General features: G+C 73.7%; 21 protein-coding genes. 14 read left to right on the top strand and 7 right to left on the bottom strand.

All coding sequences use genetic code 11. The features are described from left to right. Positions 1–31: 31 nt before the first annotated feature. Positions 32–541, bottom strand: coding sequence for a PH domain-containing protein (locus tag ACI8AF_RS15320; RefSeq protein ID WP_456540586.1), 510 nt, complete (start codon positions 539–541; stop codon positions 32–34). Positions 542–597: 56 nt separating this feature from the next. Here ACI8AF_RS15320 and ACI8AF_RS15315 point away from each other — a divergent pair, with 56 nt between their 5' ends. Then, positions 598–927, top strand: coding sequence for a rhodanese-like domain-containing protein (locus tag ACI8AF_RS15315; RefSeq protein WP_456540585.1), 330 nt, complete (start codon positions 598–600; stop codon positions 925–927). A 55-nt stretch (positions 928–982) separates the two neighbouring features. Here the strand turns inward: ACI8AF_RS15315 and ACI8AF_RS15310 are convergent, their stop codons facing one another. Continuing rightward, complete coding sequence (locus tag ACI8AF_RS15310) at positions 983–2,596, bottom strand: long-chain fatty acid--CoA ligase (RefSeq protein WP_456540584.1); 1,614 nt, start codon at positions 2,594–2,596, stop codon at positions 983–985. 32 nt (positions 2,597–2,628) lie between these two features. Beyond that, positions 2,629–3,303 carry a DNA alkylation repair protein gene (locus ACI8AF_RS15305; protein WP_456540583.1) on the bottom strand — a complete coding sequence of 225 codons (675 nt, stop codon included), beginning with the start codon at positions 3,301–3,303 and terminating at the stop codon, positions 2,629–2,631. 73 nt (positions 3,304–3,376) lie between these two features. Between ACI8AF_RS15305 and ACI8AF_RS15300 the strand changes: the two genes are divergently transcribed. Beyond that, the gene (locus tag ACI8AF_RS15300) at positions 3,377–4,504 is read left to right on the top strand and encodes a glycosyltransferase (protein ID WP_456540582.1); all 1,128 of its coding nucleotides are present in this window, start codon (positions 3,377–3,379) and stop codon (positions 4,502–4,504) included. Here ACI8AF_RS15300 and ACI8AF_RS15295 read toward each other — a convergent pair. Then, positions 4,494–5,702: a cytochrome P450 gene (locus tag ACI8AF_RS15295; RefSeq protein WP_456540581.1), complete on the bottom strand. Its 1,209-nt coding sequence runs from the start codon at positions 5,700–5,702 to the stop codon at positions 4,494–4,496. The two genes, ACI8AF_RS15300 and ACI8AF_RS15295, sit on opposite strands and share 11 nt — an antisense overlap. A gap of 53 nt (positions 5,703–5,755) precedes the next feature. Between ACI8AF_RS15295 and ACI8AF_RS15290 the strand changes: the two genes are divergently transcribed. The 10 genes from ACI8AF_RS15290 (at position 5,756) to araA (ending at position 17,056) form a co-directional block, all read left to right on the top strand. Continuing rightward, the gene (locus ACI8AF_RS15290; RefSeq protein ID WP_456540580.1) at positions 5,756–6,277 is read left to right on the top strand and encodes a hypothetical protein; all 522 of its coding nucleotides are present in this window, start codon (positions 5,756–5,758) and stop codon (positions 6,275–6,277) included. Between the two features lie 3 nt (positions 6,278–6,280). Beyond that, complete coding sequence (locus ACI8AF_RS15285; RefSeq protein ID WP_456540579.1) at positions 6,281–6,697, top strand: nuclear transport factor 2 family protein; 417 nt, start codon at positions 6,281–6,283, stop codon at positions 6,695–6,697. Positions 6,698–6,706: 9 nt separating this feature from the next. Next, on the top strand, positions 6,707–7,645 hold the full coding sequence (locus ACI8AF_RS15280) for a DUF5926 family protein (RefSeq protein WP_456540578.1): 939 nt from the start codon (positions 6,707–6,709) through the stop codon (positions 7,643–7,645). A 282-nt stretch (positions 7,646–7,927) separates the two neighbouring features. Beyond that, positions 7,928–9,088, top strand: coding sequence for a multiple monosaccharide ABC transporter substrate-binding protein (gene chvE, locus ACI8AF_RS15275; RefSeq protein WP_456540577.1), 1,161 nt, complete (start codon positions 7,928–7,930; stop codon positions 9,086–9,088). 159 nt (positions 9,089–9,247) lie between these two features. Further along, a complete protein-coding gene (mmsA, locus tag ACI8AF_RS15270) occupies positions 9,248–10,786 on the top strand; it encodes a multiple monosaccharide ABC transporter ATP-binding protein (protein WP_456540576.1) in 1,539 nt (512 codons plus the stop codon). Beyond that, positions 10,783–12,030: a multiple monosaccharide ABC transporter permease gene (gene mmsB / locus ACI8AF_RS15265; RefSeq protein WP_456540575.1), complete on the top strand. Its 1,248-nt coding sequence runs from the start codon at positions 10,783–10,785 to the stop codon at positions 12,028–12,030. Before mmsA ends, mmsB begins: the two co-directional genes overlap by 4 nt. 111 nt (positions 12,031–12,141) lie before the next feature. Then, entirely contained in the window at positions 12,142–13,173 is a 1,032-nt protein-coding gene (locus ACI8AF_RS15260; RefSeq protein ID WP_456540574.1) for a LacI family DNA-binding transcriptional regulator, read from the top strand. 61 nt (positions 13,174–13,234) lie between these two features. Beyond that, complete coding sequence (locus tag ACI8AF_RS15255) at positions 13,235–14,857, top strand: xylulokinase (RefSeq protein ID WP_456540573.1); 1,623 nt, start codon at positions 13,235–13,237, stop codon at positions 14,855–14,857. Next, the gene (locus tag ACI8AF_RS15250) at positions 14,854–15,531 is read left to right on the top strand and encodes an L-ribulose-5-phosphate 4-epimerase (protein WP_456540572.1); all 678 of its coding nucleotides are present in this window, start codon (positions 14,854–14,856) and stop codon (positions 15,529–15,531) included. Before ACI8AF_RS15255 ends, ACI8AF_RS15250 begins: the two co-directional genes overlap by 4 nt. Positions 15,532–15,544: 13 nt before the next feature. Further along, the gene (araA, locus tag ACI8AF_RS15245) at positions 15,545–17,056 is read left to right on the top strand and encodes an L-arabinose isomerase (RefSeq protein ID WP_456540571.1); all 1,512 of its coding nucleotides are present in this window, start codon (positions 15,545–15,547) and stop codon (positions 17,054–17,056) included. A 53-nt stretch (positions 17,057–17,109) separates the two neighbouring features. Here araA and ACI8AF_RS15240 read toward each other — a convergent pair whose 3' ends face one another. Further along, entirely contained in the window at positions 17,110–18,345 is a 1,236-nt protein-coding gene (locus tag ACI8AF_RS15240; protein WP_456540570.1) for an arginine deiminase, read from the bottom strand. A 23-nt stretch (positions 18,346–18,368) separates the two neighbouring features. Further along, positions 18,369–18,830 (bottom strand): DUF7144 family membrane protein, encoded by a 462-nt coding sequence (locus tag ACI8AF_RS15235; RefSeq protein ID WP_456540569.1) that lies wholly within the window; start codon positions 18,828–18,830, stop codon positions 18,369–18,371. A 150-nt stretch (positions 18,831–18,980) separates the two neighbouring features. On the opposite strand from ACI8AF_RS15235, the gene ACI8AF_RS15230 reads away from it, so the two are divergent. After that, on the top strand, positions 18,981–19,748 hold the full coding sequence (locus ACI8AF_RS15230) for an SDR family oxidoreductase (protein WP_456540568.1): 768 nt from the start codon (positions 18,981–18,983) through the stop codon (positions 19,746–19,748). Positions 19,749–19,824: 76 nt separating this feature from the next. Further along, the gene (locus ACI8AF_RS15225) at positions 19,825–21,741 is read left to right on the top strand and encodes a primary-amine oxidase (RefSeq protein ID WP_456540567.1); all 1,917 of its coding nucleotides are present in this window, start codon (positions 19,825–19,827) and stop codon (positions 21,739–21,741) included. Positions 21,742–21,842: 101 nt separating this feature from the next. Here ACI8AF_RS15225 and ACI8AF_RS15220 read toward each other — a convergent pair whose 3' ends face one another. Next, the gene (locus ACI8AF_RS15220) at positions 21,843–25,244 is read right to left on the bottom strand and encodes a BTAD domain-containing putative transcriptional regulator (protein WP_456540566.1); all 3,402 of its coding nucleotides are present in this window, start codon (positions 25,242–25,244) and stop codon (positions 21,843–21,845) included. Positions 25,245–25,348: the final 104 nt, after the last annotated feature.

Raw genomic sequence — 25,348 nt, 5'->3', positions numbered from 1 at the left:
TCCTCGCTGCGATGCTCACGCCCCTGTCTGCTCACGTCGCCTCGTCCCGCACCTGCTCCGCCCGGCGCGCGAGGTCCTCGGCGACGCGGTTGGCCACGTCGAGCTCGAGGTTGGGCACGCGGACGGTGCCCTGCGACGAGGCGGTGAGGACGGCGATCGAGGCCAGGCCGAACAGCTGCTGCAGCACCCCGCGGGTGACGTCGACGGTCTGGATGCGGGCGATCGGCACGAGCGTCCAGGTGCGGGTCAGCCAGCCGGTGAGCGTGTAGACCGCCTCGCCGGTGACCTCCCAGCGGTGCACGCGGTAGCGCACGAACGGGCGGATGCCGATCGCCATCACCGCGTACGCCACGGCCAGCGCGGGCACCAGCCAGCGCAGCAGCGGCAACGGGCCGCCCTCGGCCGGCACGAAGACCAGGAAGGCCGCGACCAGGACGGCGTTGAACAGCGAGGCGATGATCCCCTCGGTGGTCCACAGCCAGATCGCCGAGCGGGACAGCTGCCAGGCCGGCATGCGGACCGGGGGCGGGGCGGTGGTCATCGCCCCCCATCCTCGCAGCGTGGCGGCCCGCGGCGGCGTTGCATCATGGAGGCGTGATGCCGATGCAGGTCCCGACCGTGTCCGTGGACGAGGTCCCCGAGGACGCCGTCGTCCTCGACGTGCGCGAGGACGACGAGTGGGTGCACGGCCACGTCGACGGCGCGACCCACATCCCCATGGGCGACGTCCCCGCCCGCCTCGACGACGTCCCCGAGGGCGACCCGCTCTACGTCGTGTGCCGGATGGGCGGCCGCTCGGCGCGGGTGGCCGCCTGGCTGAACCACAACGGCTACGACGCGGTGAACGTCGCCGGCGGCATGGGCGAGTGGGAGGCGGCCGGCCGGCCCCTGGTCAGCGAGACCGGCCGGCCCCCCTTCGTGCGCTGAGGCCCCCTGCAGGGGCCCGCCGCGAGCTTGCGAGCGGCGGGGGGCAGGGGGTCCTCTATTTGAGCTGGTACTCCGCGAACTTGTTGCGGAGGTCCTTCTTCGAGAACTTGCCGACGCTGGTCTTGGGCACCTCGTCGATGAACTCGACGGCGTCGGGCAGCCACCACTTGGCCACCTTCGGCTTGAGGAACTCGAGGACCTCGTCCTCGCTGAGCTCCTCGCCCTCCTTGACCACCACGCAGGCGAGCGGGCGCTCGTCCCACTTCGGGTGCGGGATGCCGACGACAGCGGCCTCCTTCACCTTCGGGTGGCTCATGATCACGTTCTCCAGGTCGACGGAGCTGATCCACTCGCCGCCGGACTTGATGAGGTCCTTGGTGCGGTCGGCGATGCGGATCGAGCCGTCGGTGTCCATGGCCGCGACGTCGCCGGTGCGCATCCAGCCGTCGTCGGTGCTCAGCTGCACGCCGGCGTCGGGGTTGTAGTAGTCCTTCGCGCACCACGGGCCGCGGACCTGCAGCTCGCCGGTGGCCGAGTCGTCCCACGCCTGCGGCTCCATCGAGTCGGCGTCGACGATCCGCGCCTCGACGCCGAACAGCGGGATGCCCGCCCGCGCCCGCCGGTCGGCCTTCTCGTCGTCGGACGCGTCCTCGAAGCGCCGCGGCAGCACCCCGGACGACGCCACCGGCGAGGTCTCGGTCATGCCCCAGGCCTGCAGGATCGGCAGCCCGACCTGCTCGCGGTAGGCCTCGCTCAGCGCCCGCGGCACCGCCGAGCCGCCGCAGCCGATCTCGCGCAGCTTGTGCGGCTTCCCGGCCAGGTGCGGCAGCACGCCCTGCCAGATCGTCGGGACGCCGGCGGTGAAGGTGACGCCCTCGTCGACGATCAGCCTCGCCAGCGCCTCGGGCTGCATCATCGGGCCCGGCATCACCAGCGAGGCGCCGGCGGCGGGCGCGGCCTGGGCGATGCCCCAGGCGTTGGCGTGGAACATCGGCACGACCGGCATGGCCACGTCGCGGATGCTCAGGCCGAACGCGTTGGGCGCGCAGACGGCCATGGTGTGCAGGAACGTCGACCGGTGGGAGTAGACGACGCCCTTGGGGTTGCCGGTGGTGCCGGACGTGTAGCACATCGAGGCGGCGAGGTTCTCGTCCGTGACGCCGAAGTCGACCGGGGAGGCGTCGGCCAGCAGCGCCTCGTAGTCGTGCACCCGCGGGTCGTCGGGGATCTCGTTGTTCCCGCCGTCGTCCATGACCACGACGTGGTGCACGGTCTTCATGGTGTCGATCAGCGGCCACAGCAGCGGGAGCACGCTGCGGTCGACGAAGACGACCTCGTCCTCCGCGTGGTTGGCGATGTAGGTCAGCTGCTCGGGGAACAGCCGGATGTTGAGCGTGTGCAGGACCCGGCCGGTGCACGGGGCGGCGAAGTACAGCTCGAGGTGGCGCTGGCTGTTCCAGCCGAAGGTGCCCACCCGGCCGTCGCCGCTGATGCCCAGCGTGTCCAGCACCCCGCCCAGCTTGCGGGTCCGCTCGGCCCACTCGGCGTACGTCACCCGGGTGACGCCGTCGGGGCCGTTGGTGGCGATCGTCGCGTCGCCGTAGTGCTGCTCGACGTGGCGGAAGATCGAGTCGATGGTGAGGGGGTAGTCCTGCATCAGGCCGCGCATGGCTGGATCGTGCCAGTGACACCGCTCACCCTCTACCGGTGAGTACGCCGCCCCAGCTCGCGCAGGACGTCGACGGCCACCCAGCGGGCGCCGCGCCCGCCCTCGCGCAGCCCCTCCGCCGTCGCCACCGCCCGGGCGTGCAGCGCCGGGTTGCGCTTGCCGATCTGGCGCAGCGCCCAGCTGGCGCCCTTGCGGACGACCGGCCGGTCGTCGTCCGCCCGCTCGGCGACGGCGCGCAGGAACGGCTCGAACCGGTCGTCGCCGGCCCGCTTGTCCGACACGGCGAGCCCGGCCATCGTCGCGAACCCGGCCCGCTTGACGAACGGCTCCTCCCGCCCGCTCCAGTCCAGCGCCCGCTCCCAGGCGAACGGGGTGTGCCGGACCAGGTTCTGGCAGACCTGGTCGCACACGTCCCACGAGTCGAACGCCGCGGCCCAGTCGTCGAGCTGCCGCGCGTCGACCCGGTCGCGCTCCTCGACCAGGCTGGCCAGGATCCGTGCCTCGTGCACGCCCGACGCCCACAGGCCCGCCGCCAGCTCGTGCGAGCGGCCGAGCTCCTTCGCCAGCCCGCGCAGCTCGGTCACCGTGACGCCGAGCGCGTGCGCGCCGCCGATGCCGTAGCGGGCCATCCCCTCCAGCCGCGCCGGGTCGGCCAGCTCCCGCAGCCGGTCGAGGACCTCCGCGGCGTCCGGGTCCGTGCGGCGCATGGGCCGCATCGTGCCAGTGACGGGGCGACCCGCTGCGGAGGAGGATTCCCGGCGGTCAGGGAGGTGAGCGCCCGTGCGGTTCCTGGTGAGCAGCAACCCGGGTCTCGGGCACCTGCACCCCGTGCTGCCGCTGGCCCTGGCCGCCGCGGCGGCCGGGCACGAGGTCCGCGTGGCGACCGGCGCCGACCAGGTGCCGTGGGTGGAGCGGTGCGGGGCGACGGCGGTCCCGGCCGGGCTGCCGCTGCGGGCGATGGTCGAGCAGGCCGACGCGCGCGGGCTCGTCGGGCCCGAGCGGCCCCGGCACCTGTTCACCACGATCGCCGTCCCGCCCATGGCCGCCGACCTGCTGGCGCTCGTCGACGGGTGGCGGCCCGACGTGCTCGTCCACGAGGAGGGGGAGTACGCGGCGCCGCTGGTGGGTGCGCTGCGCGGGTTGCCGGTCGTCACGCACAGCTGGTCGTCGCCGGCGCGCACCGCCGCGGGCAGGCAGCTGCTCGTGGATCCGCTGGACGCGGTCTGGGTGGCCGCCGGTGCCGCCGGGTCGGCGCGCCAGACCGGCGGCCTCTACCTCGACGCGTGCCCGCCGCGGCTGCAGGTGCCCGACGTCGAGCAGCTCGGCGTCCCCGTCGTCACCGTCCGCCCGACCGCGTTCGACGGTCCGGCCGTGACCGCTCCCGACCTCGAGGCGCTGCCGCGGCCGGCCCTCTACGTGACCCTGGGGACGGTGCCCGCGTCGTCCCGGCCGGACCTGCTGCAGCGCCTCGCCGACGCGGCGGCCGACGTCGCGCGCGGCGTCGTCGTCGCCACCGGGCCGAACCCGCCGGACGTCGTCCGGGCGGCGCACCCGGGGGTGCGGGTGGTGGCGTACGTCCCCCAGTCGCTGGTGCTGCCGCACGTCGACGCCGTGGTCTCCCACGGCGGTGCGGGGACGACCGTGGGCGCCCTGCTCGCCGGGCTGCCCCTGCTCGTGCTCCCCGGGATCTCGCCCAGCCAGCGGCTGGGCGCCGAGCGGGTGGTGGCCGCCGGCCTCGGCCTGCGGCTGGAGCCGGACGAGGCCACACCTGGACGGCTCCGGGCCGCCGTCGCCGAGCTGCTCGAGCGCGACGACCTGCGGGCCGCGGCGGCCGAGGCCGCCGCCGGCCTCGCGTCGCTGCCCGGTCCGGACGAGCTGGTGCCCCTGCTGGAGCGCGCTACGGCGTGAGGACGACGGGCAGCTCGGCCAGGCCGCGGATCACGAACTCCGGACGGCGCCGCGCCGGCCGGGCCAGCTCCAGCGCCGAGGTGCGGCGCAGCAGCGCGCCGAACGAGGCCTGCAGCTCCACGCGGGCCAGCGGGGCGCCGATGCAGAAGTGCACGCCGGCGCCGAAGGAGATGTGCGGGTTGTCGGTGCGGCCGACGTCGAGGGTGTCGGCGTCGGCGAACACCGCGGGGTCGCGGTTGGCCGCGCCGAGCAGCGCGGCGACCTTCTGCCCGCGCCGCACGGTCACGCCCCCGATCTCGACGTCGTCGGTGGCGGTGCGCTCGAACAGCTGCAGCGGCGAGTCGAAGCGCATCAGCTCCTCGATCGCCGTCGGCAGCAGGGCGGGGTCGGCGCGCAGCCGCGCCAGCTGGTCGGGGTGCTCGAGCAGCGCCAGCAGGCCGTTGCCGCTGACGTTCACCGTCGCCTCGTGGCCGGCGTTGAGCAGCAGGATGCACGTGGTGACCAGCTCGTCCTCCGTGAGCCGGTCGCCCTCGGTGTCGCGCACGGTGACCAGGTGGCTGACCAGGTCCTCGCCGAGGGCCTTCCGCCGCTCGGCCGCCAGCGCCCGCAGGTACTCGACGAACTCCGCGGCCGCCCGCTCGGCCGCCTGCTCGGCCTGCTCGGTGCGGCCGTATTCGTACATCTTCACGATCGCGTTCGACCACGGTCGCAGCAGCGCGCGGTCGGCCGCGGGCACCCCGAGCAGCTCGGCGATGACCGCCACCGGCAGCTGCTCGGCCATCCCCGCCAGGACGTCGACGCCGTCCCGGCCGGCGGAGCGCTCGACCAGCTCGTCGACCAGCGAGTCGGCCAGCTGCTGCACCCACGGCCGCAGCCGCTCCACGTGGCCGCGGGCGAACGCCGCGCTGATCAGCCGCCGCAGCCGGGTGTGCTCCGGCGGCTCCATCTCGAGGATCGCGTTGCGGTGGATGAGGTTGAACTGCCCGAACCGCTGGGCCGGCTCCTTGTCGCGCCAGATCCGGCCCAGCCGCCGGTCCCGCAGCACGGCGTTGGACTCGGCGTGGGTGAACGCCAACCACAGCCCCAGGCCGTCGTGCCACTGCACCGGCGCGGCGGCGCGGGCCCGGGCGAACGACGGGTAGGGATCGGCGACGACCGCGGGGTCGGTCAGGTCGAGCGGTGCGGCGGCCACGGTCACGCCGACGAGCGTATGACTCCCGCTGCGGGCCGCCGGGGGCCAAGGTGGCGGTCATGGCGATCGCCGACGTCGTCCGCGACTGGGGTGCCACGGACGACGACCTCGTCCGGCCGCTGCCCTGCGACGAGCTGTTCCCCGACGCCGACGTCGTCCTGCACCGGGCCGTGGACGTCGACGCGCCGCCGGAGCACCTGTTCCGCTGGCTGTGCCAGCTGCGCGTCGCGCCGTACTCGTACGACCTGCTCGACAACGGCGGCCGGCGCAGCCCGCAGCGGCTCACGCCCGGGCTCGACCGGCTGGTCGTCGCGCAGCCGGCGATGCGGATCTTCCACCTGGCCTCGTTCGAGCGGCCGGTGCAGCAGACCTACGAGCACCGCGGCCTGTTCGGGCACGTCGTCGTCACGTACGCGGTCACGCCGCGGGACGGCGGCAGCCACCTGCTCGTGCGGCTGCGCTGGACGCCGCCGCCGCTGCCCCTTCCGGCCGCCGTCACCACCCGCGCGATGGCGGTGGGCGACCTGGTCATGGCCCGGCGGCAGCTGCTCAACCTGAAGCGACTGGCGGAGAAGGAGTAGGGGATGGCGGACAACCGAGCACTGGTCACGGCCGCGTTCGAGGCATGGCAGCGCGGGGACGGGCACGTCAGCGCGCTGTTCGCCGAGGACATGCGGTGGGAGATCGTCGGCCGGTCGCGGGCGGCCGGCCGGTACGGCAGCGCCCGGGAGTTCGCCGACGGCGTGCTCGCCCCGTTCGCGGCGCGGTTCCCGGCCGACGCGCCGTTCCGCCCCGTGCGCATCCGCAGCGTGCTCGCCGACGGCGACGACGTCGTGGTCGTCTGGGACGGCGAGGGCACCACCACGGCCGGCACGACCTACCGCAACACCTACGCCTGGTTCCTCACCCTGCGCGACGGCGCCGTGGTCGAGGGGACGGCGTTCTTCGACAGCATCGCCTTCGACGAGCTCTGGACGGGGGTGCCCGCGCCGGGCGCATAGGGTCGGCGCATGGCTCGCTCCTCGACCAAGCGCCGTCCCGCCGCCCCGAAGGCCACCGACGGCGAGGTCAACCCCAAGGCCCCGTGCCCCTGCGGCTCGGGCCGGCGGTACAAGCACTGCCACGGCTCGGGCTACGCCCCCCCGGTGACGCGGCCGTTCGAGGGGCTGCCCGGTGAGGCGCACTGGGTGGCGCTGCGCGAGTTCGTCCCGGCCGCGACCGCGCCCCTGAGGACCGCGGACGGCCGCGAGGTCACGCTGGCCAGCGTGCTGCCCGGCGGCGCCCCCGCGCTGGTGCGGGCGAACGGCGAGATCGTGCTCGGCGTGCAGCTGCCCGCGGCGTCCGACGACGTCAGCCGCGACCTCGGCACCGCGCTGGCCGCCGCGCTCGAGGCCCCGGCCGGCGCGCCGGTCGACCCCGGCCCGGTCGGTGCCGCCGGATCTGCCGGCCCCCGGCTGCAGGAGCTGGTCGACCGCGAGGCCCCGCTCGAGGTGACCGTGCACGACGACTTCGGCTTCTGGCTGGAGGGCGCCGACGCCGGCCCGACCGCGCGGGCGGGACTGGAGCAGGCCAACGCCGCGATCCTGCCCACCCGGCGGCTGGAGGGGCTCGGCGCCGCCTACTGGGTCCGCCCGGGCGACGAGCGGGCGCACCTGCGCTGGGTGCGCGAGGAGGACGAGGAGCCGCTGCTCGACGCCCTGGCCCGGCTGCGCGCCGCCGAGGAGCTGACCCTGGGCGAGGGCACCCGCTACGCCGGGGCCTTCCGCGCCCACGGCCTCCTCGTCCCGGTCTGGGACCTGCCCGCCGACACCCCGGCCGCCGACTGGACCGGCCCGGCGACGGAGTTCCAGGGACGGCTGGAGCGCGCGCTCGCCGTGACCGAGCCGCTCACCGCCGACGAGCGCCGCGCCCGCGCCGGCCTGCTGAGCCGCCAGATCACCCTCCGCTGACGTCAGGCATAGGAACCTTCACCTGCGTTCTGGCCCCTAGAACGCAGGTGAAGGTTCCTATGCCTCACCGGGCCCGACGCCGATCGGGGGAGACGGACGTCGCGGTGTGAGATCGCGGTCTCGCGGTACCCGCCGTCGGTGAAGCGCGCGTTACCCGAACGTGACATCTGAGTTCTGGCACAAGCCTTGACGGCACCCCCATGTGAGCGCTCACACTGGCTGCCGCTCGCGTCAGCGCGGGCCTGAGCGCCCGTGAGGCGGCAGTTGTCTCGAGGAGGAGATGTGCAGGTTAAGAAGCTCCGGCTGAGCGCCCTGGGGGCTGCCCTCGCGCTGAGCCTGGTGGCCTGTGGCGGCGAGGGCGCCGGTGGCGGCTCGAGCGCCGGCGACGAGAACGCCAACCCGGAGGACCAGACGATCGGCGTCTCGATGCCGACCCAGACGTCCGAGCGCTGGATCGCCGACGGCGAGGCCGTGCAGTCGCAGCTGGAGGAGAAGGGCTACACGGTCAACCTCCAGTTCGCGAACGACGACATCCCGACCCAGTCGCAGCAGATCGACCAGATGATCACCGAGGGCGCCGACCTCCTGATCATCGCCGCGATCGACGGCACCGCGCTGTCGAGCCAGCTGCAGGCGGCCGCCGACGAGGGCATCCCGGTCATCTCGTACGACCGGCTGATCCGCGACAGCGAGAACGTCGACTTCTACGTCAGCTTCGACAACTTCGAGGTCGGCGTCGCGCAGGGCACCGCGCTGCTCACCGGCCTGGGCGTCCTCGACGCCGAGGGCAACCCGGGCACCGCGACCGGTCCGTTCAACATCGAGCTGTTCGCCGGCTCGCTGGACGACAACAACGCCCACTTCTTCTTCGACGGCGCGATGTCGGTGCTGCAGGAGTACATCGACAACGGCACGCTCGTCGTGAAGTCGGGCCAGACCGACATCGAGCAGGTCGCGATCCTGCGCTGGCAGCAGGAGACCGCCCAGCGGCGCATGGAGGACCTGCTGACCTCCACCTACAACGACGGCTCGCGCGTCGACGGCGTCCTCTCGCCGTACGACGGCCTGTCGCGCGGCATCATCACCGCGCTGACCAACGCCGGGTACGGGCCGAACCTCGACTCGACCCCGCAGCCGATGTCGGTCGTGACGGGTCAGGACGCCGAGATCGCCTCGGTCAAGCTGATCCAGGACGGCGTCCAGAGCTCCACGATCTTCAAGGACACCCGTCTGCTGGCCGAGCAGGCCGTCGTCGCCGGTGAGGCCTTCCTCCAGGGCGACGAGCCCGAGGCGAACGACACCGAGACGTACGACAACGGCGTCAAGGTCGTGCCCTCGTACCTCCTGCCGGTCGTGACCGTCTTCGCCGAGGACATCCAGGCGGAGCTGATCGACACCGGTTACTGGACGGCCGACGAGGTCGCCACGGGCCAGGCCGACTGACCCGCACCCCCCAGGCCCGGCCGGGCCCGGCGGCAGCGACTGGCGCTGCCGGGCCCGGCCGGTTCCACCTCACCGTCCGCTAGCCCCGCCCCCGCGGCGGGGTCATGCTGACCGCACACAGTTCCATCCGGGCGCACGACTGCGAGGACGACGGAGTCCATGGACGACAACATCCTGGAGATGCGCGGCATCACCAAGACGTTCCCCGGCGTCAAGGCGCTCGAGAACGTCAACCTCTCGGTCCGGCGGGGTGAGATCCACGCGATCTGCGGGGAGAACGGCGCCGGCAAGTCGACGCTGATGAAGGTCCTCTCCGGCGTCTACCCCGCCGGCAGCTACGACGGCGAGATCGTCTACGACGGCGCGGCCGTCTCGTTCCACGGCATCCGCGACAGCGAGCACGTCGGCATCGTGATCATCCACCAGGAGCTCGCCCTGGTGCCGTACCTCTCGATCGCCGAGAACATCTTCCTGGGCAACGAGCGCCGCGGGCGCAACCGCCTCATCGACTGGAACAAGGCCAACGCCGACGCCGACGCGCTGCTCAAGCAGGTCGGCCTCGACGAGAACCCGGTGACGCCGGTCGGCCAGCTCGGCGTCGGCAAGCAGCAGCTGGTCGAGATCGCCAAGGCGCTGTCCAAGGACGTGCGCCTGCTCATCCTCGACGAGCCCACCGCCGCGCTGAACGACAACGACTCGGCGCACCTGCTGGACCTGCTCCGCCGGCTGCGCGAGCAGGGCATCACCTCGATCATGATCTCGCACAAGCTCAACGAGATCACCGCGATCGCCGACAGCGTCACCGTCATCCGCGACGGCAAGACCGTCGAGACGCTGAGCACGGCCTCCGGCGAGGTCACCCAGGACCGGATCATCCGCGGCATGGTCGGCCGCGACCTGCAGAGCTTCTACCCGGAGCGCGAGTCGCACCCGGGCGAGGAGATCCTCCGCGTCGAGAACTGGACCGTCTGGCACCCCACGCAGGACCGCAAGATCGTCGAGGACGCCAACTTCTACGTCCGCGCCGGCGAGGTGGTCGGCATCGCGGGGCTGATGGGCGCCGGCCGCACCGAGCTGGCGATGAGCATCTTCGGCCGCTCCTACGGTCGCAACATCTCCGGCCGGGTCTTCGTGCACGGCAAGGAGGTGCGGGCCCGCAGCGTGGCCGAGGCGATCGACAACGGCATCGCCTACGCGACCGAGGACCGCAAGCGCTACGGGCTGAACCTCATCGAGGACATCAGTCGCAACATCTCCGCCGCCGCCCTCAAGAAGCTGTCCGGTGGCGGCTGGGTCAACGGCAACGAGGAGATCAAGGTCGCCGAGGGCTACCGCAAGGACATGAACATCAAGGCGCCCAGCGTGCTGTCGATCGTCGGGAAGCTCTCCGGCGGCAACCAGCAGAAGGTCGTCCTGTCCAAGTGGCTGTTCACCGACCCCGAGGTGCTCATCCTCGACGAGCCCACCCGCGGCATCGACGTCGGCGCCAAGTACGAGATCTACACGATCATCAACCGCCTCGTGGCGGCCGGAAAGGCCGTCCTCGTCATCTCGTCGGAGCTGCCCGAGCTGCTCGGCATCTGCGACCGTATCTACACCCTGTCGGCCGGCCGGATCACCGGGGAGATGCCGGTCGGCGACGCCACGCAGGAGAACCTCATGGTGCTCATGACCAAGGAGAGGGAGCAGGCCGCATGACCAGGACCGCGCCGCCACCGGCGGAGGAGACCTCCACCGAGGCCGCCCCCTCCGCCGCGCTCCACGCCGGCACCAGCGACATCCGCCAGCTGTTCACCCGCAACCTGCGGCAGAGCGGCATCTACATCGCGTTCGTCGTCATCATCGCGCTGTTCGCGATCCTGACCGACGGCACGCTGCTGTCGCCCGGCAACATCACGAACATCGTCCTGCAGTACTCCTACATCCTGATCCTCGCGATCGGGATGGTCATGGTCATCATCGCCGGGCACATCGACCTCTCGGTCGGCTCGGTGGTCGCGCTCACCGGCGCGGTCTCGGCGGTGACCGTGATCCGGTCGGGCGCACCGTGGTGGGTCGGCGTGCTGGCCGCCCTCGGGGTCGGCCTGCTGGTGGGCATCTGGCAGGGCTTCTGGGTCGCCTACGTCGGCATCCCGGCGTTCATCGTGACCCTCGCCGGCATGCTGCTGTTCCGCGGCCTCACCCTGCAGGTCCTGGACAACATCTCGCTCTCGCCGTTCCCGCAGGAGTACGGCCGGATCGCCAGCGGCTTCCTCAACGGGCTCATCGGCGGTGACGGCTACGACGCCTTCACCCTGCTGATCGGCGGGATCGCGGTCGCCGGCTACGCGCTCAGCTCGTTCCGCACCCGCATGGCGCGGGTGAAGTACCAGCAGCCGGTGGAGTCCTTCCCGCTGTTCGTCGCGCGGATCGTCGTCGTCGGCGCGGTGGTCATGTACTTCGCCTGGCAGCTGGCCCACGCCCGCGGCCTGCCGATCGTGCTGATCATCCTGGCCGTGCTGATCCTCGTGTACGCGATGGTCACCAAGCGGACCGTCTTCGGGCGCCAGGTCTACGCCATCGGCGGCAACCTGGCCGCCGCGACGCTGTCCGGGGTCAAGGTGCGGGCGGTCAACTTCTGGCTGTTCGTGAACATGGGCGTGCTGTCCGCCGTGGCCGGCATCGTGTTCTCGTCCCGCTCGAACGGCGCCCAGCCCGGCGCCGGCAACATGTTCGAGCTCGACGCCATCGCCGCCTGCTTCATCGGTGGTGCCGCCGTCACCGGTGGTGTGGGCACGGTGGCCGGCGCCGTCGTCGGCGGCCTGCTCGTCGGCGTGATGAGCAACGGCATGCAGCTCGAGGGCGTCGACCAGTCCATCCAGTCGGTCGTCAAGGGCCTCGTGCTGCTGCTGGCCGTGGCCTTCGACGTCTACAACAAGCGGCGGGCCGCCGGCTCCCGCTGACCCGCGCGGGTCCGGCCCCGGCGCCTGCGGGCGCCGGGGCGGACCCCGCACACCCAGATCCAGCGCTCCACTCCCGAACCACCCCCGCCGACGACGCCGAGGAGGAGACCGGTGCAGCCCGAAGCGCCGCCTCGTGCGCTCGTCATGTCCGACGTCGCGGCCCGTGCCGGGGTGTCGCACCAGACGGTCTCCCGGGTCATCAACGGCTCGCCCAACGTCGCCCCGCTGACCCGCGAGCGGGTGCTCGCGGCGATCGCCGAGCTCGGCTACCGGCCCAACAGCGCGGCGCGGGCCCTGGTCACCGGCTCCACCAGGACCATCGGCTTCGTCGTGGTCAACATCAGCCAGTACGGCCCGGCGCAGACGCTCGTCGGCCTGGAGCAGGCCGCCCGGTCCGCCGGCTACTCGCTGGCGGTCACGGTGCTCGACGACGCGACGGCGAAGGCCATGCGCGACGCGGTCGACCGCTTCGTCTCGCAGTCGGTCGACGCCGTCGTGGCCCTGGGCACCTACGACGACGCCTTCGAGGCCTTCCACACCGTCTCCGCCCCGATCCCGCTGGTCACCGTGCAGAGCGGCGGCGCGCTCGAGGAGCCGGCCGTGGGCGTCGACCAGGTGGCCGGCGCGCGGCTGGCCACCCGGCACCTGCTCGACCTCGGCCACCGCACGGTGCACCACGTCACCGGCCCGGCCGACAGCAAGGAGGCCCGGGACCGCATCGAGGGCTGGCGGGCCGAGCTGAACGCCGCCGGGGCGCCCGCCCCGCGGATCCTGCGCGGCGACTGGACGCCGTCCTCGGGCTACGCCGCGGGCAAGCTGCTGGCCGAGCGGCGGCGGGACGGCGAGGAGGTCACCGCCGTCTTCCTGGCCAACGACCAGATGGCCCTGGGCCTGCTCGCCGCCTTCCACGAGGAGGGGCTGGAGGTCCCGCGCGACGTCAGCGTCGTCGGCTACGACGACCTGCCGGAGGCTCCGTACTTCACCCCGCCGCTGACCACGGTGCGCCAGGACTTCGCCGAGCTCGGCCGGCGCGGGGTCGAGCTCGTCCTCGCCCGGCTCCAGGGCGAGGACCTGCACCCCGAACCCGTGCTGCCGACCCTGCTGGTGCGCTCCAGCACGGGGGCGCCGCACCACCGGGCATGAGGCCGCCCGCCGTGTTAGCGCTAACATCCAAGCCTGTCACCGGGCGGAAGGGTCTCCCCACATGACGACGGACGCCGGCGAGGCGATCACCGCAGGTCGCACCGCCCTCGGGATCGAGCTGGGCTCGACCCGCATCAAGGCCGTGCTGGTCGGGCCGGACCACGCGCCGCTCGCCGTCGGCACCTCCGACTGGGAGAACCAGTTCGTCGACCGGCTGTGGACGTACTCGCTGGACGCCGTGTGGTCGGGGGTCCGGGAGAGCGTCGCGGCCCTCGCGGACGACGTCCGGCGGCGCCACGGGGTCGAGCTGCCCACGGTCGGCGCGCTCGGCGTCTCGGCGATGATGCACGGCTACCTGGCCTTCGACGCCGACGGAGCGCTGCTCACGCCCTTCCGCACCTGGCGCAACACGAACACGGGGCGGGCGGCCGAGCGGCTCACCGCGGAGTTCGGCCACAACATCCCGCACCGGTGGAGCGTCGCCCACCTGTACCAGGCGGTCCTGGACGGCGAGGAGCACGTCGGCCGGCTCGCCCACCTGACCACCCTGGCCGGCTACGTGCACTGGCAGCTGACCGGCGAGAAGGTGCTCGGCACCGGGGACGCCAGCGGCATGTTCCCGATCGACGGCGCCACCGGTGGGTACTCCGCTCCCATGCTGGCCCGGTTCGACCAGCTCGCCGCCGAGGCGGGCGCGGCGCTGCGGCTGGCCGACCTGCTGCCGGCGATCGCGGTCGCCGGCGAGCCCGCCGGCACGCTGACCGAGGCGGGCGCGGCGCTGCTCGACCCCACCGGGCGGCTGCGCCCCGGCGTCCCGCTCTGCCCGCCCGAGGGGGACGCGGGGACGGGGATGGTCGCCACGAACTCGGTCGCCCCGCGCACCGCCAACGTCTCCGCGGGGACGAGCATCTTCGCGATGGTCGTGCTCGAGCGCGAGCTGGGGCGGGTGCACCGCGAGCTGGACCTGGTCACCACGCCGTCCGGCGACCCGGTGGCGATGGTGCACTGCAACAACGGGGCCAGCGAGCTCGACGCGTGGGCCGGGCTGTTCACCGAGTTCGCCCGCGCGCTCGGGGCGCCCGCCGACCCGTCGGCGGTCTTCGAGACCCTGTTCACCGCCGCGCTCGGCGGTGCCGCCGACGGGGGCGGGATGGTGGCCTACAACTACCTCTCCGGCGAGCCGATCACCGACTTCGAGGAGGGGCGGCCGCTGTTCGTGCGGTCGCCGGACAGCCGGCTCGACCTCGGCACCTTCGTGCGGGCGCACCTGTTCTCGTCCCTGGCCACGCTGCGGATCGGCATGGACGTGCTGCAGAAGGACGAGGGCGTGCGGCTGGACCGCATGTTCGCGCACGGCGGCCTGTTCAAGACCCGGGGCGTGGCGCAGCGCTTCCTGGCCGCGGCGATCGGGACGCCGGTCTCGGTCGGCGACGTCGCGGCCGAGGGCGGCGCCTGGGGCATGGCCGTGCTCGCGGCCTTCGCCGTGCGGCGCGCGCCGGAGCAGGGCCTGGCCGACTACCTGGACAGCTCCGTCTTCGGCGGCGCGCGCCTGCAGACCGCCGAGCCCGACCCGGCCGACGTCGCCGGCTTCGACGCCTTCATGCGGCGCTACGTCGCCGCACTCCCGGTCGAGCGGGCCGCCGTCGACCACCTGAGCCCCGTCCCGCGAGGAGACAGCCGATGACCGCCACCCTGACCGAGCGCGGCACCCACCGCCCGCAGCGCGAGCACGTCGCCGCACTGCACACCTACCTGACCCGCTACGAGCTGGTGACCTGGACGTCGGGCAACGTCTCCGAGCGGGTGCCCGGGGAGGACCTGTTCGTCATCAAGGGCAGCGGCGTCGAGTACGACGAGCTGACCTGGGAGGGCGTCACCGTCTGCGACCTCGACGGCAACCCCGTCGACGGGGTGAAGAAGCCGTCGTCCGACACCGACGCGCACGCCTACGTCTACCGGCACATGCCGCACGTCAACGGCCAGGTGCACACGCACAGCCCGTACGCCACCGCCTGGGCGGCGCGCGCCGAGGAGATCCCGTGCGTGCTGACGGCGATGGCCGACGAGTTCGGCGGTCCGATCCCGGTCGGCCCGTTCGCGCTGATCGGCGACGACTCGATCGGGCGGGGGATCGTCGAGACCCTCTCGTCGTCCCGCTCGCCGGCGGTGCTCATGCGCAACCACGGCGTCTTCACCATCGGCGGGTCGGGCAAGGCCGCGGTCAAGGCCGCCGTCATGACCGAGGACGTCGCCCGCACGGTGCACCTCTCCCGCCAGCTCGGCGAGCCGCTGCCGATCGACCAGCGCGACGTCGACTCGCTCTACGCCCGCTACCAGAACGTCTACGGACAGAAGTGAGGATCGCTCCCTGATGCGCACCGACCCCTACGCCGGGGCCGAGGTCTGGTTCCTGACCGGCAGCCAGGACCTCTACGGCGAGGAGACCCTGCAGCAGGTCGCCGAGCAGTCCCAGCGGGTGGCCGCCGGGCTCGACGCCGCCGACGCCGTCCCGGCCCGGGTGGTGTGGAAGCCCGTGCTCAAGGACGCCGGGGCGATCCGCCGCGCGATGGGCGAGGCGAACGAGGACCCGAACTGCCTCGGCGTCATCACCTGGATGCACACCTTCTCGCCGTCGAAGATGTGGATCTCCGGCATCGACGCGCTGCGCAAGCCGCTGCTGCACCTGCACACCCAGGCCGACGCCGCCCTGCCGTGGGCGACGATCGACATGGACTTCATGAACCTCAACCAGGCCGCCCACGGCGACCGGGAGCACGCGTTCATCCTCACCCGCCTGCGGACGCCGCGGACCACCGTGGCCGGCCACGTGTCGAACCCGCGGGTGCAGGCGCGGGTCGGCTCCTGGGCCCGGGCCGCGGCCGGTGCCGCGGCCGCCCGGTCGCTCAAGCTGGCCCGCTTCGGCGACAACATGCGCAACGTCGCGGTGACCGAGTCGGACAAGGTCGAGGCCGAGCTGCGCTTCGGCGTCTCGGTGAACACCTGGGGCGTCAACGACCTGGTCGCCGTCGTCGACGCCGTCGAGGACAAGACCGTCGACGCGCTGGTCGAGGAGTACCTCGACCGGTACGACTTCCAGGACGGCGCCGAGCCGGGCGGGCCGAAGCACGACGCCGTGCGCTACCAGGCGCGCATCGAGGCGGCGCTGCGGTCGTTCCTCGAGGACGGCGACTTCGGTGCGTTCACCACGAACTTCGAGGACCTCGGCGGGCTGCGCCAGCTGCCCGGCCTCGCCGTCCAGCGGCTGATGGCCGACGGCTACGGATTCGGCGGCGAGGGGGACTGGAAGACCTCCGCGCTGCTGCACGTCCTCAAGGTGGTCGGCCACGGCCTGCCCGGCGGCACGTCGTTCATGGAGGACTACACGTACCACCTCGAGGGGGACACCCCGAAGATCCTCGGGGCCCACATGCTCGAGGTCTGCCCGACGATCACCGACGAGCGGCCCCGCGTCGAGGTGCACCCGCTCGGGATCGGCGGCCGCGAGGACCCCGCCCGGCTGGTGTTCACCGCCACCCCGGCGCCGGGCGTCGTCGTCGGCTGGTCCGACCTCGGCGACCGGTTCCGCTGGGTGGCCAACGAGATCGACGTCGTCGAGCCCGACGAGCCGCTGCCGAACCTCCCGGTCGCCCGGGCGGTCTGGGAGCCGCGGCCCGACTTCGCCACCGCCACCGAGGGCTGGCTGACCGCCGGCGGGCCGCACCACACGGTGCTGTCCACCCAGGTCGGCGCCGACGAGCTCACCGACCTGGCCGAGGTGTTCTCGACCGAGCTGGTGGTCATCGACGCCGAGACCACGCGGCGGTCGCTGGCCAAGGAGCTGCGCTGGAGCGCCGCCTACCACCGCCTCGCCCAGGGGTTGTGACCCTCGGTGCTCCATCGCGATCGAGCACGCGTGCTCGATCGCGGTGAAGCACGTCAGAGCGGGTCGCGGGTGACGGGGCAGCTCATGCACCGCGGGCCGCCGCGGCCGCTGCCCAGCTCGGAGCCGGCGATCCGCACGACCTCGATGCCGGCCGCCTCGAGTGCGGCGTTGGTGACGGTGTTGCGCTCGTAGGCCACCGCCAGCCGCGGGGCGAGGGCGAGGGTGTTGTTGCCGTCGTCCCACTGCTCGCGCTCGGCGGTGACCGGGTCGAGGCCGGTGTCGATGACCCGCAGCCGGTCGATGCCCATGGCGGCCGCCGCGGCCTCGACGAAGGGCGCGGGGCCGCGGACGGCGAGCTCGAGGCCGTCGGCGTCCTCGGTGGGGTCGGCGGGCGGGGAGTACGAGGCGGTGACCGTCCAGGCCACCAGCGCGTCGGCGACGGCCGGGTACATCACCATCGCGTCGACGTCGACCATGGTCGCGATGGTGTCCAGGTGCATCGTCGCCCGCTGCTGCACGATCGGGACGACGAGCACGGTCTGCGCCAGCCCGCGGCTGAGCACCCGCCGGGCCAGCCGCTCCGCCCCGCCGGGCGTCGTCCGCTCGCCCACCCCGACGGCGACGACGCCGGCGGACAGCAGCAGGACGTCGCCGCCCTCCAGGTGCTCCAGACGCGCGCCGTAGAGCTGCTCGACGCCGGCGAAGCGCGGGTGGTGGGTGTAGACGGCGGAGGTGATCGTGCTCTCGCGGTGCCGGGCGGGCATGGCCAGCGAGGTGACGGCGACCTCGTCGCCCACCCACACCGACGAGTCGCGGGTGAACAGCAGGTTGGGCAGCGGCGGGACGATGAACTCGCCCCGGTCCATCAGCCGGTAGGCCAGACCCGAGCCGCCGCGCAGCTCGTCGTGGGCCAGGCCGGCGATGAGCGTCGCGGCGAGCTCGTCGGGGGCGAGGTCGGCCAGGTGCGCGGTCGCGGCCCGCTGCAGCGTCGTGCCGAGGCGGGGGTCGTCGACGGCGGCGGCGATCAGCTCGGCGCGGGCGGCGGGGAAGTCCAGCACCTCGGCGAGCAGCCGGTCGAGGTGCAGCACCTCGACGCCGCGGTCGCGCAGGGCCTGGGCGAAGGCGTCGTGCTCCTCCTGCGCGCGGGCCACCCAGGGGACACCGTCGAACAGCAGCTGGTCGTTGTTCCGCGGGGTGAGCCGCGACAGCTCGGGGCCGGGACGGTGCAGCAGCACGGTGCGCAGACGGCCGACCTCGCTGGTCGCGCCCACGGGCGCGGCGTCGCTCATGATCGGCAGACTCGCACACCCGGTCAGGCGGTGCCCTTCAGCTCCCCGCCGTGCACCGTGATCGCGTGGACGACGAGGACGTCGAACGCGATGACCAGCACCGACCACCAGGGGTGGGTGGGCAGGAAGGCGAGGTTGAGCAGCGCGCTGCACACCGCGATGACCACGCCGAGGATCCGCCCGAACAGGTTGCCCCGCAGCAGGAGGAACGCCGTGACCATGGCGACGGCCCCGAGCACGAGGTGGGTCCAGCCCCAGACGTCGTAGCTCACGCCGACCACCAGCCCGGTGGACGGGACGGCGAACGAGTCCTCGTCGAACAGCGCCGTGAGCCCGGCCAGCGCCTGCAGGAACCCGACGATCGCCAGCATCACGCCGGCGAAGACCAGCCAGGTGACCCAGCGGCTCTGCTGCCCGCTCGGCGCGTACTCCCCGGACCGGACGTGCCAGTTCGGGCGCAGGTCGTCCTGCGAGGTCCCGGTCATGGCGCCTCCCCTCTCCCGGGCACCAGGCTGGCCGCGGACCGGGGCAGCCGCGTCGTCCGCGCCGGGTGAACGCGAGGGCCCGGACGGCGGCTGGATAGGGTCGCCGTCCAGCGGCGCGGCGCGGCGGCGCGGACCTCCCGGAGGTGGCTCGTGGACCTGTTCGACCTGACCGGCAAGGTGGCCGTCGTGACCGGCGGCACCCGGGGGATCGGCCTGATGATGGCCCGGGGCCTGCTGCAGGCCGGCGCCCGCGTCTACATCAGCGCCCGCAAGGCCGACGAGGGCGAACGCGCCCGCGAGGAGCTCGCGGCGCACGGCACGGTCCGGTTCGTGCCGGCCGACCTCTCCACCGAGGAGGCCTGCCAGGCGCTGGCCGCCGAGGTGGGGCGGCACGAGGACGAGCTGCACATCCTGGTCAACAACGCCGGCGCGACGTGGGGGGCGCCGCTGATGGAGTTCCCCGCCTCGGGCTGGGACAAGGTGCTCGACCTGAACCTCAAGTCGCCGTTCTTCCTCACCCGGGCGTTCCTGCCGCTGCTGCAGGAGGGCGGCACCGACGACGACCCGGCGCGCGTGGTGAACGTCGGCAGCATCGACGGCCTGCACGTCCCGCCGATGCACACCTACTCGTACTCGGCGTCCAAGGCCGCGCTGCACCACCTCACACGGGTGCTGGCCAAGGAGCTCGGGCCGCGGCGGATCACCGTCAACGCCGTCGCCCCCGGCCCGTTCGAGTCGAAGATGATGGCCGCCACCCTCGAGGCGTTCGGCGACGAGATCGCCGCCCGGTCGCCGCTGGGCCGCATCGGCCGGCCCGACGACATGGCCGGCGTCGTCGTCTACCTGACCAGCCGCGCCGGTGCGTACGTGACCGGCACGGTCATCCCCGTGGACGGCGGCATCGCGACGACCCGGTGATCGACCGGGCCGAAGGTCTGTGGCGTCCGGCCACGGGACCGGGGGAGGGTGGGCCTCCCGCGCCGGAGGAGCCCCGATGACCGCGACGTCCACCCGCGCCCCCGCCGTCCGTCACCCGCTGGCCCGGCTCACCGCCGAGGAGATCCAGGAGGTCCGAGACCTGGTCGCCGGTGCCGGGGCGCTCTCCGCATCGACCCGGTTCGTGCTCGTCCAGCTCGAGGAGCCGGACAAGGAGCACGTCCTCGGCTGGCGCCCGGGAGCGGAGGTCGACCGGCGGGTGCGGGTGCTGCTGCTCGACCGCGCCACCGGCATCGCGCGTGACGTGTCGGTCTCGCTGAGCGGCCGGGCCATCGTCCGGGACGTCGAGATCGACGCCGCCACCGAGGGGCAGCTGCCGATCCTGTTCGAGGAGTTCCTGGAGATGGAGGGGATCGTGGCCGCCGACGAGCGGTGGACCACGGCACTGGCCCGGCGGGGGCTCGACGTCGCGGACGTCCGCTGCGCGCCGCTGTCGGCGGGCGCCTACGGCCTCGCCGGCGAGGCGGACCGGCGGCTCCTCCGCGTCCTCCCCTTCCTCCAGCCGGATGCACAGGACAGCCCCTACGCCCATCCCGTGGACGGCCTGGTCGCCGACATCGACCTGACCGCGGGCGTGGTCACCGCCGTGCACGACCTGCTCGACCTGCCGGTGCCGGCCGAACGCGGTCGCTGGGACGCCGCGCCGCACGCGGTCCCACCCCGGACCGACCTCCGGCCCATCGAGATCAGCCAGCCGGACGGCCCCAGCTTCACCGTCGACGACGACGAGGTCAGCTGGGCCGGCTGGCGGTTCCGGTTCGGCTTCGACGCGCGGGAGGGTCTCTCCTTGCACCAGGTCACCCACGACGGCCGGTCGGTGGTCTATCGCGCGTCGGTCTCCGAGATGATCGTGCCGTACGCCGACCCCTCACCGGCTCGCTACTGGCAGAACTACTTCGACGGCGGCGAGTACCTGTTCGGCCGGTTCGCCAACAGCCTCGAGCTGGGGTGCGACTGCCTGGGCGAGATCCGCTACTTCGACGCCGTGCTCGCCGACGAGACCGGCCACCCGCAGGTCCTCCCCAACGCCGTCTGCCTGCACGAGGAGGACGTCGGTCTCCTCTGGAAGCACAGCGACGTGTGGTTCGACATGGCCGAGACCCGGCGGCAGCGCCGGCTGGTGATCAGCTTCGTCACCACGGTCGGCAACTACGACTACGGCTTCTACTGGTACCTGTACCTGGACGGCCGGATCCAGTTGGAGGTGAAGGCGACCGGAATCCTGTGGACCTCCTCGTACCGCGGTCCCGACCACCCGTATGCGACCGAGGTGGCTCCGGGGCTGGGTGCGCCCTACCACCAGCACCTCTTCTCGGCACGGCTGGACATGGCCGTCGACGGGACGGGGAACACGGTCTACGAAGTCGACGCCGTCCCCGATCCGGCGGGCGACGGCAACCCGTACGCCAACGGGTTCCGCCGCCGGATGACGCCCCTGACCCGGGAGTCGGAGGCACAGCGGATGGCCGATGCATCCGTCGACCGCGTGTGGCAGGTGGTCAACCCGTCGGTCCGCAACCGGCTCGGGCAGCCGGTCGGGTACGTCCTGGTCCCGGAGGGCAGGCCGGTCCTGCTGGCCGGCGAGGCGTCGTCGATCGCCGAGCGGGCCGCGTTCGCGACCAAGCACCTGTGGGTCACCCGGTACGACCCCGCCCAGCGGCACGCCGCTGGGGACCTGGTCAACCAGCACGCCGGCGCCGGGGGGCTGCCGGTCTTCGTCGCCGGCGACCGCCCGCTCGAGGGGCAGGACGTCGTCCTGTGGCACACCTTCGGCATGGTGCACTTCCCGCGGCCGGAGGAGTGGCCGGTCATGCCGGTCGACTCGTGCGGGTTCTCCCTCGCGCCGTTCGGCTTCTTCGACCGCAATCCCGCGCTGGACATCCCGACGACCACCACCGCCCACTGCGGAGCCTGACGCCGCCCACCGTGGCTCCTCCCTCACCGCAACGCGTCCTCCGTCACGTCCCAGCGTCAGGGAGGTCCCGCCACGACCAGCTCGGCTGATCGTGGCGGAGCTCAGGCGGAGGCGGCGGGTGGGGCCGGCGTCGTGGAGCGCTTGCGGCGCGGGCGGACGGCCTTCTCCGCCGGCACCCGCGCCAGGTGCGACTCGGCCAGCGCCACCTGGTGCGGCGACCCCACCAGCCGGCCCTGCTGGCGGGCGGCCAGCCACCACTCGCGGGCGGCCACCGTGTCGCCGTGCGCCTCGGCGATCCGGCCGAGCAGCTCGTCGTAGGCGCCCAGCGAGAACGACGGCGTCCCCAGGACCGCCTGCCGCCCGCGGAAGGGCAGCAGCTGGACGACGGCCATCTCCTGCTCCGGCTCGTCGCCGAGCAGCAGCGCGCACTCGGCCTCCAGCAGGACGGCGACGTCGCTGGCCCAGTCGCGGATCTGGGTGCGCCCCCAGCGGGCACGCAGCCGGCGGGCCTCCTTGAGGTCGCCCGACTCCGCGGCGGCCAGCACCGCCATCAGCTGCAGCAGCGGGTTGCCCTCGTCGCCGGTCTCGACCAGCAGGTCGACCGCCTCGGGCAGCCGGTGGTCGCCGCGGCGCAGGGTGAACTGGTGGGCGGCGTAGGCGTGCCGCGCGTGCGGCGTCACCCGCCGGTACAGCTCGTAGGCCTCGGTGGTCAGCTCCTCGGCGCGGGCGGCGTCGCCGCGCAGCCAGGCCGCGCCGGCCTGCTGCCACAGCACGTGCGGGCGCACCTCGGGGCCGGACAGCGAGATCGCCAGCCGGCGGGCGGCGTCCAGGTCGGCTTCGAAGCCGCGCAGGTCGGTCATGTGCAGCCGGATCGCCGCGCGGTGCAGCCGCGCGAAGAACTCGGTGCGGCGGGGCAGGCCCCTGCCGGCCAGCGAGATCGTCTCCTCGGCGGCGGCCAGCCGCAGCTCCGCGGCGCCCGGGCGGCCCCACACGGCCAGGCTGTAGTTGTTCAGCGTGCGGCCGCGCAGCTCGGGGTCGCCGATCCGGCGGGCCAGCTCCACTGCCTGGTCGGCGTAGCGCACGCCCTTCTGCAGGTCGTGGCTGAACGCCAGCTCGACGCCGAGGGTGCCCAGCAGCCGCGCGGCCAGCCGGTCGCGCTCGTCCTCGGTGTCGGCGAGCTCGTCGCGGTGCTCGAGCAGGTCCTCCAGGACGGCGACCATGTCGTCGTCGACGACGCCGTGCGGCCGCCAGTTCCAGACGGTGATGCTGCCCCAGATCGCCGCGGCGTCGGCCAGGCACTTGCGGTCGCCGAGCTCGCGGGCGGCGGCGATGGCCTGCGCGGTGACCTCGTGCGCCTCGGTGCGCGAGCCGCTGCGCAGCAGGTCGTGGGCGAGCAGCGTGAGCAGCTGGTGCCGGGTGCGCAGCGCGTCGGGCTCGTTCGGGTCGAGCAGGCCCAGCGCCCGGCGGGTGTGCTCGGCCGCCTCCCCGTGCCCCCACCGCGAGCGGGCCGCCTGGGCGGCGTCGGCCGCGTAGCGCCGCGCCGGGCCGGGGCCGGTCACCGGGACCGCCTCCATGAAGTGGTGCGCCAGCCGCTCGAGCAGCGCCTCCTCGGGCGTGCCCGCCGCGGCCCGCTGCTCCAGCGCCGCGCCCAGCCGGGCGTGCAGCCGGGCCCGCTGCACCGCCGAGAGGTCGCCCGCCAGCACCTCCTGCACCAGCGCGTGGGTGAACCGCCAGGTCCACGGGGTGGCGCCCTCCACGACCAGCCCGACGGCGACGGCGGAGTCCAGCGCCGTCAGGGCGTCCTCGGCGGGCGTGCCGGCGGCCTCCAGCAGCTCCAGCGAGATGTCGCGGCCGGCGACCGCGGCCAGCTGCAGCACGGCGCGGGTGTCCGCCGGCAGCCGGTCCAGGCGCTTGCGCAGCACCTCACCCACCGACGGCGGCACCGGCACGCGGGTCAGCTGCAGGTCGTGCGCGCCGAGCATCCAGCGGGAGAGCTCGACGACGAAGAACGGGTTGCCGCCGGTGCGGTCGTGCACGGCGGAGGCCAGCGAGCGGTCACCGGCGCCGAGCTGGCGCGCCAGCAGCGTCTGCACGTCCTCGGTCGCCAGCCCGGCGAGGCGCAGGCACGTGGCGGAGGGCTCGCGGGCCAGCCGGGCCAGCGCGTCGGAGACCGTCTCCGGGACCTGCTCGCCGACGGTCCGCGCGGTGATCATGACCAGCAGCGGGACGCGGGGCAGGTGCCGGCCGAGCAGCCCGAGCAGCTGGACCGACGTCGTGTCCGCGCCCTGCAGGTCGTCGAGGACGACGAGCAGCGGGCGGCTGGCGGCCGACAACAGCCGGCCCCGCAGGTCCTGGAACAGCCGGAACCGGGCGGCGTCGGCGTCCCCGGCGGCGTCGGCCTCGGTGACCAGGGTGAGCTGCTCCTGGCCGAGCTGCTCGAGCACCTGGGTCCACGGCCACAGCGGCGGCGCGCCGGCGTCGTCGGCGCAGCGCGCCCAGGCCACCGACCACCCGGCGCTGCGGGCGGCGTCGGCGGCGGCCTCGGCCAGGCGGGTCTTGCCGATCCCGGCCTCGCCCTCGATCACCACCACCGCGGGCCGGCCGCCGGCGACCTGGTCGCCGACCGCGCTGAGCCGGTCCAGCTCCTGCCGGCGGCCCACGATCTCCTCCGCCGCCGGCACCACCGGGGCCGGCGCGGGCGGCGGGGCGACGGTCAGCTTCGGGCGGGGGAGCCGCTCGAGCAGCTTCGGGTCCTGGCGGAGCACGGCCTGCTCCAGGTCGCGCAGCTCCGGACCCGGGTCGATGCCCAGCTCGTCGCGCAGCAGCTCGGTGCACCGGCGCACCGCGTCGAGCGCGTCGGCCTGCCGGTCGGCGGCGTAGAGGGCGGTGACCAGCCGGGCCCACAGCCGCTCGCGCAGCGGGTTCTGGGCGACGAGGTCCTGCAGGTCGGTGACCGCGGCGTCGGCCCGGCCCAGCGCCAGCAGGGCGTCGCAGCGCCGCTCGCGGGCGCGCACGTGCAGCTCGACCAGCCGCAGCCGGTCGGTGGCCGCCGACGGCGTGTCGCCCAGCTCGGCCAGCGGCTCGCCGCGCCAGAGCTTCAGCGCCTGGTCGAGCAGGCTGACCCCGCGCGCCGGGTCGCCGCCCTCCAGCGCCCGCTCGGCCTCCTCGACCAGCTCGGGGAAGCGCAGCGCGTCCAGGTCGCCGGCCTCGGTCCGCAGCAGGTAGCCGGGGGCGCGGGTGAGCAGCACCGACGGCGCCTCGCGCGGCCCGCGGTCGGGCTCGAGAACCCGGCGCAGGTGCGAGACGTAGGCCTGCAGCGTGCCGGTGACGGTGGGCGGCGGGTCGTCGCCCCACAGGGTCGCGACGATGCGGTCGACGGCGACCACGCGGTTCGCGTCGGCGAGCAGCAGGGCCAGCAGCGCGCGCGGCTTGGCGCCCCCGACGTCCAGCGGGCGTCCGTCGGTTCCCGACACCTCGAGCGGGCCGAGGACGCGATAACGCACGACGGGGGATCCTCCCAGGTCTCGGGCCGGATCGGGAGACCCTTTCGTGCGGATCCGTCGCGATTCCGGGCGACGGGGACCGCAAGTCGTCGTCCAAGAGTCTT

It is taken from the genome of Blastococcus sp. SYSU D00669 (genome assembly GCF_054050715.1).
Note: the sequence above shows the minus strand (reverse complement) of the source record. Positions and strands in the feature narration are given on the sequence as shown.

What these genes read in the sequence shown, in the direction of transcription:
- ACI8AF_RS15320 (WP_456540586.1), bottom strand. Translation starts at nt 541, where the DNA reads ATGACCACCGCCCCGCCCCCGGTCCGCATGCCGGCCTGGCAGCTGTCC.
- ACI8AF_RS15315 (WP_456540585.1), top strand. Translation starts at nt 598, where the DNA reads ATGCCGATGCAGGTCCCGACCGTGTCCGTGGACGAGGTCCCCGAGGAC.
- ACI8AF_RS15310 (WP_456540584.1), bottom strand. Translation starts at nt 2,596, where the DNA reads ATGCGCGGCCTGATGCAGGACTACCCCCTCACCATCGACTCGATCTTC.
- ACI8AF_RS15305 (WP_456540583.1), bottom strand. Translation starts at nt 3,303, where the DNA reads ATGCGCCGCACGGACCCGGACGCCGCGGAGGTCCTCGACCGGCTGCGG.
- ACI8AF_RS15290 (WP_456540580.1), top strand. Translation starts at nt 5,756, where the DNA reads ATGGCGATCGCCGACGTCGTCCGCGACTGGGGTGCCACGGACGACGAC.
- ACI8AF_RS15285 (WP_456540579.1), top strand. Translation starts at nt 6,281, where the DNA reads ATGGCGGACAACCGAGCACTGGTCACGGCCGCGTTCGAGGCATGGCAG.
- ACI8AF_RS15280 (WP_456540578.1), top strand. Translation starts at nt 6,707, where the DNA reads ATGGCTCGCTCCTCGACCAAGCGCCGTCCCGCCGCCCCGAAGGCCACC.
- mmsA (WP_456540576.1), top strand. Translation starts at nt 9,248, where the DNA reads ATGGACGACAACATCCTGGAGATGCGCGGCATCACCAAGACGTTCCCC.
- mmsB (WP_456540575.1), top strand. Translation starts at nt 10,783, where the DNA reads ATGACCAGGACCGCGCCGCCACCGGCGGAGGAGACCTCCACCGAGGCC.
- ACI8AF_RS15255 (WP_456540573.1), top strand. Translation starts at nt 13,235, where the DNA reads ATGACGACGGACGCCGGCGAGGCGATCACCGCAGGTCGCACCGCCCTC.
- ACI8AF_RS15250 (WP_456540572.1), top strand. Translation starts at nt 14,854, where the DNA reads ATGACCGCCACCCTGACCGAGCGCGGCACCCACCGCCCGCAGCGCGAG.
- araA (WP_456540571.1), top strand. Translation starts at nt 15,545, where the DNA reads ATGCGCACCGACCCCTACGCCGGGGCCGAGGTCTGGTTCCTGACCGGC.
- ACI8AF_RS15240 (WP_456540570.1), bottom strand. Translation starts at nt 18,345, where the DNA reads ATGAGCGACGCCGCGCCCGTGGGCGCGACCAGCGAGGTCGGCCGTCTG.
- ACI8AF_RS15235 (WP_456540569.1), bottom strand. Translation starts at nt 18,830, where the DNA reads ATGACCGGGACCTCGCAGGACGACCTGCGCCCGAACTGGCACGTCCGG.
- ACI8AF_RS15225 (WP_456540567.1), top strand. Translation starts at nt 19,825, where the DNA reads ATGACCGCGACGTCCACCCGCGCCCCCGCCGTCCGTCACCCGCTGGCC.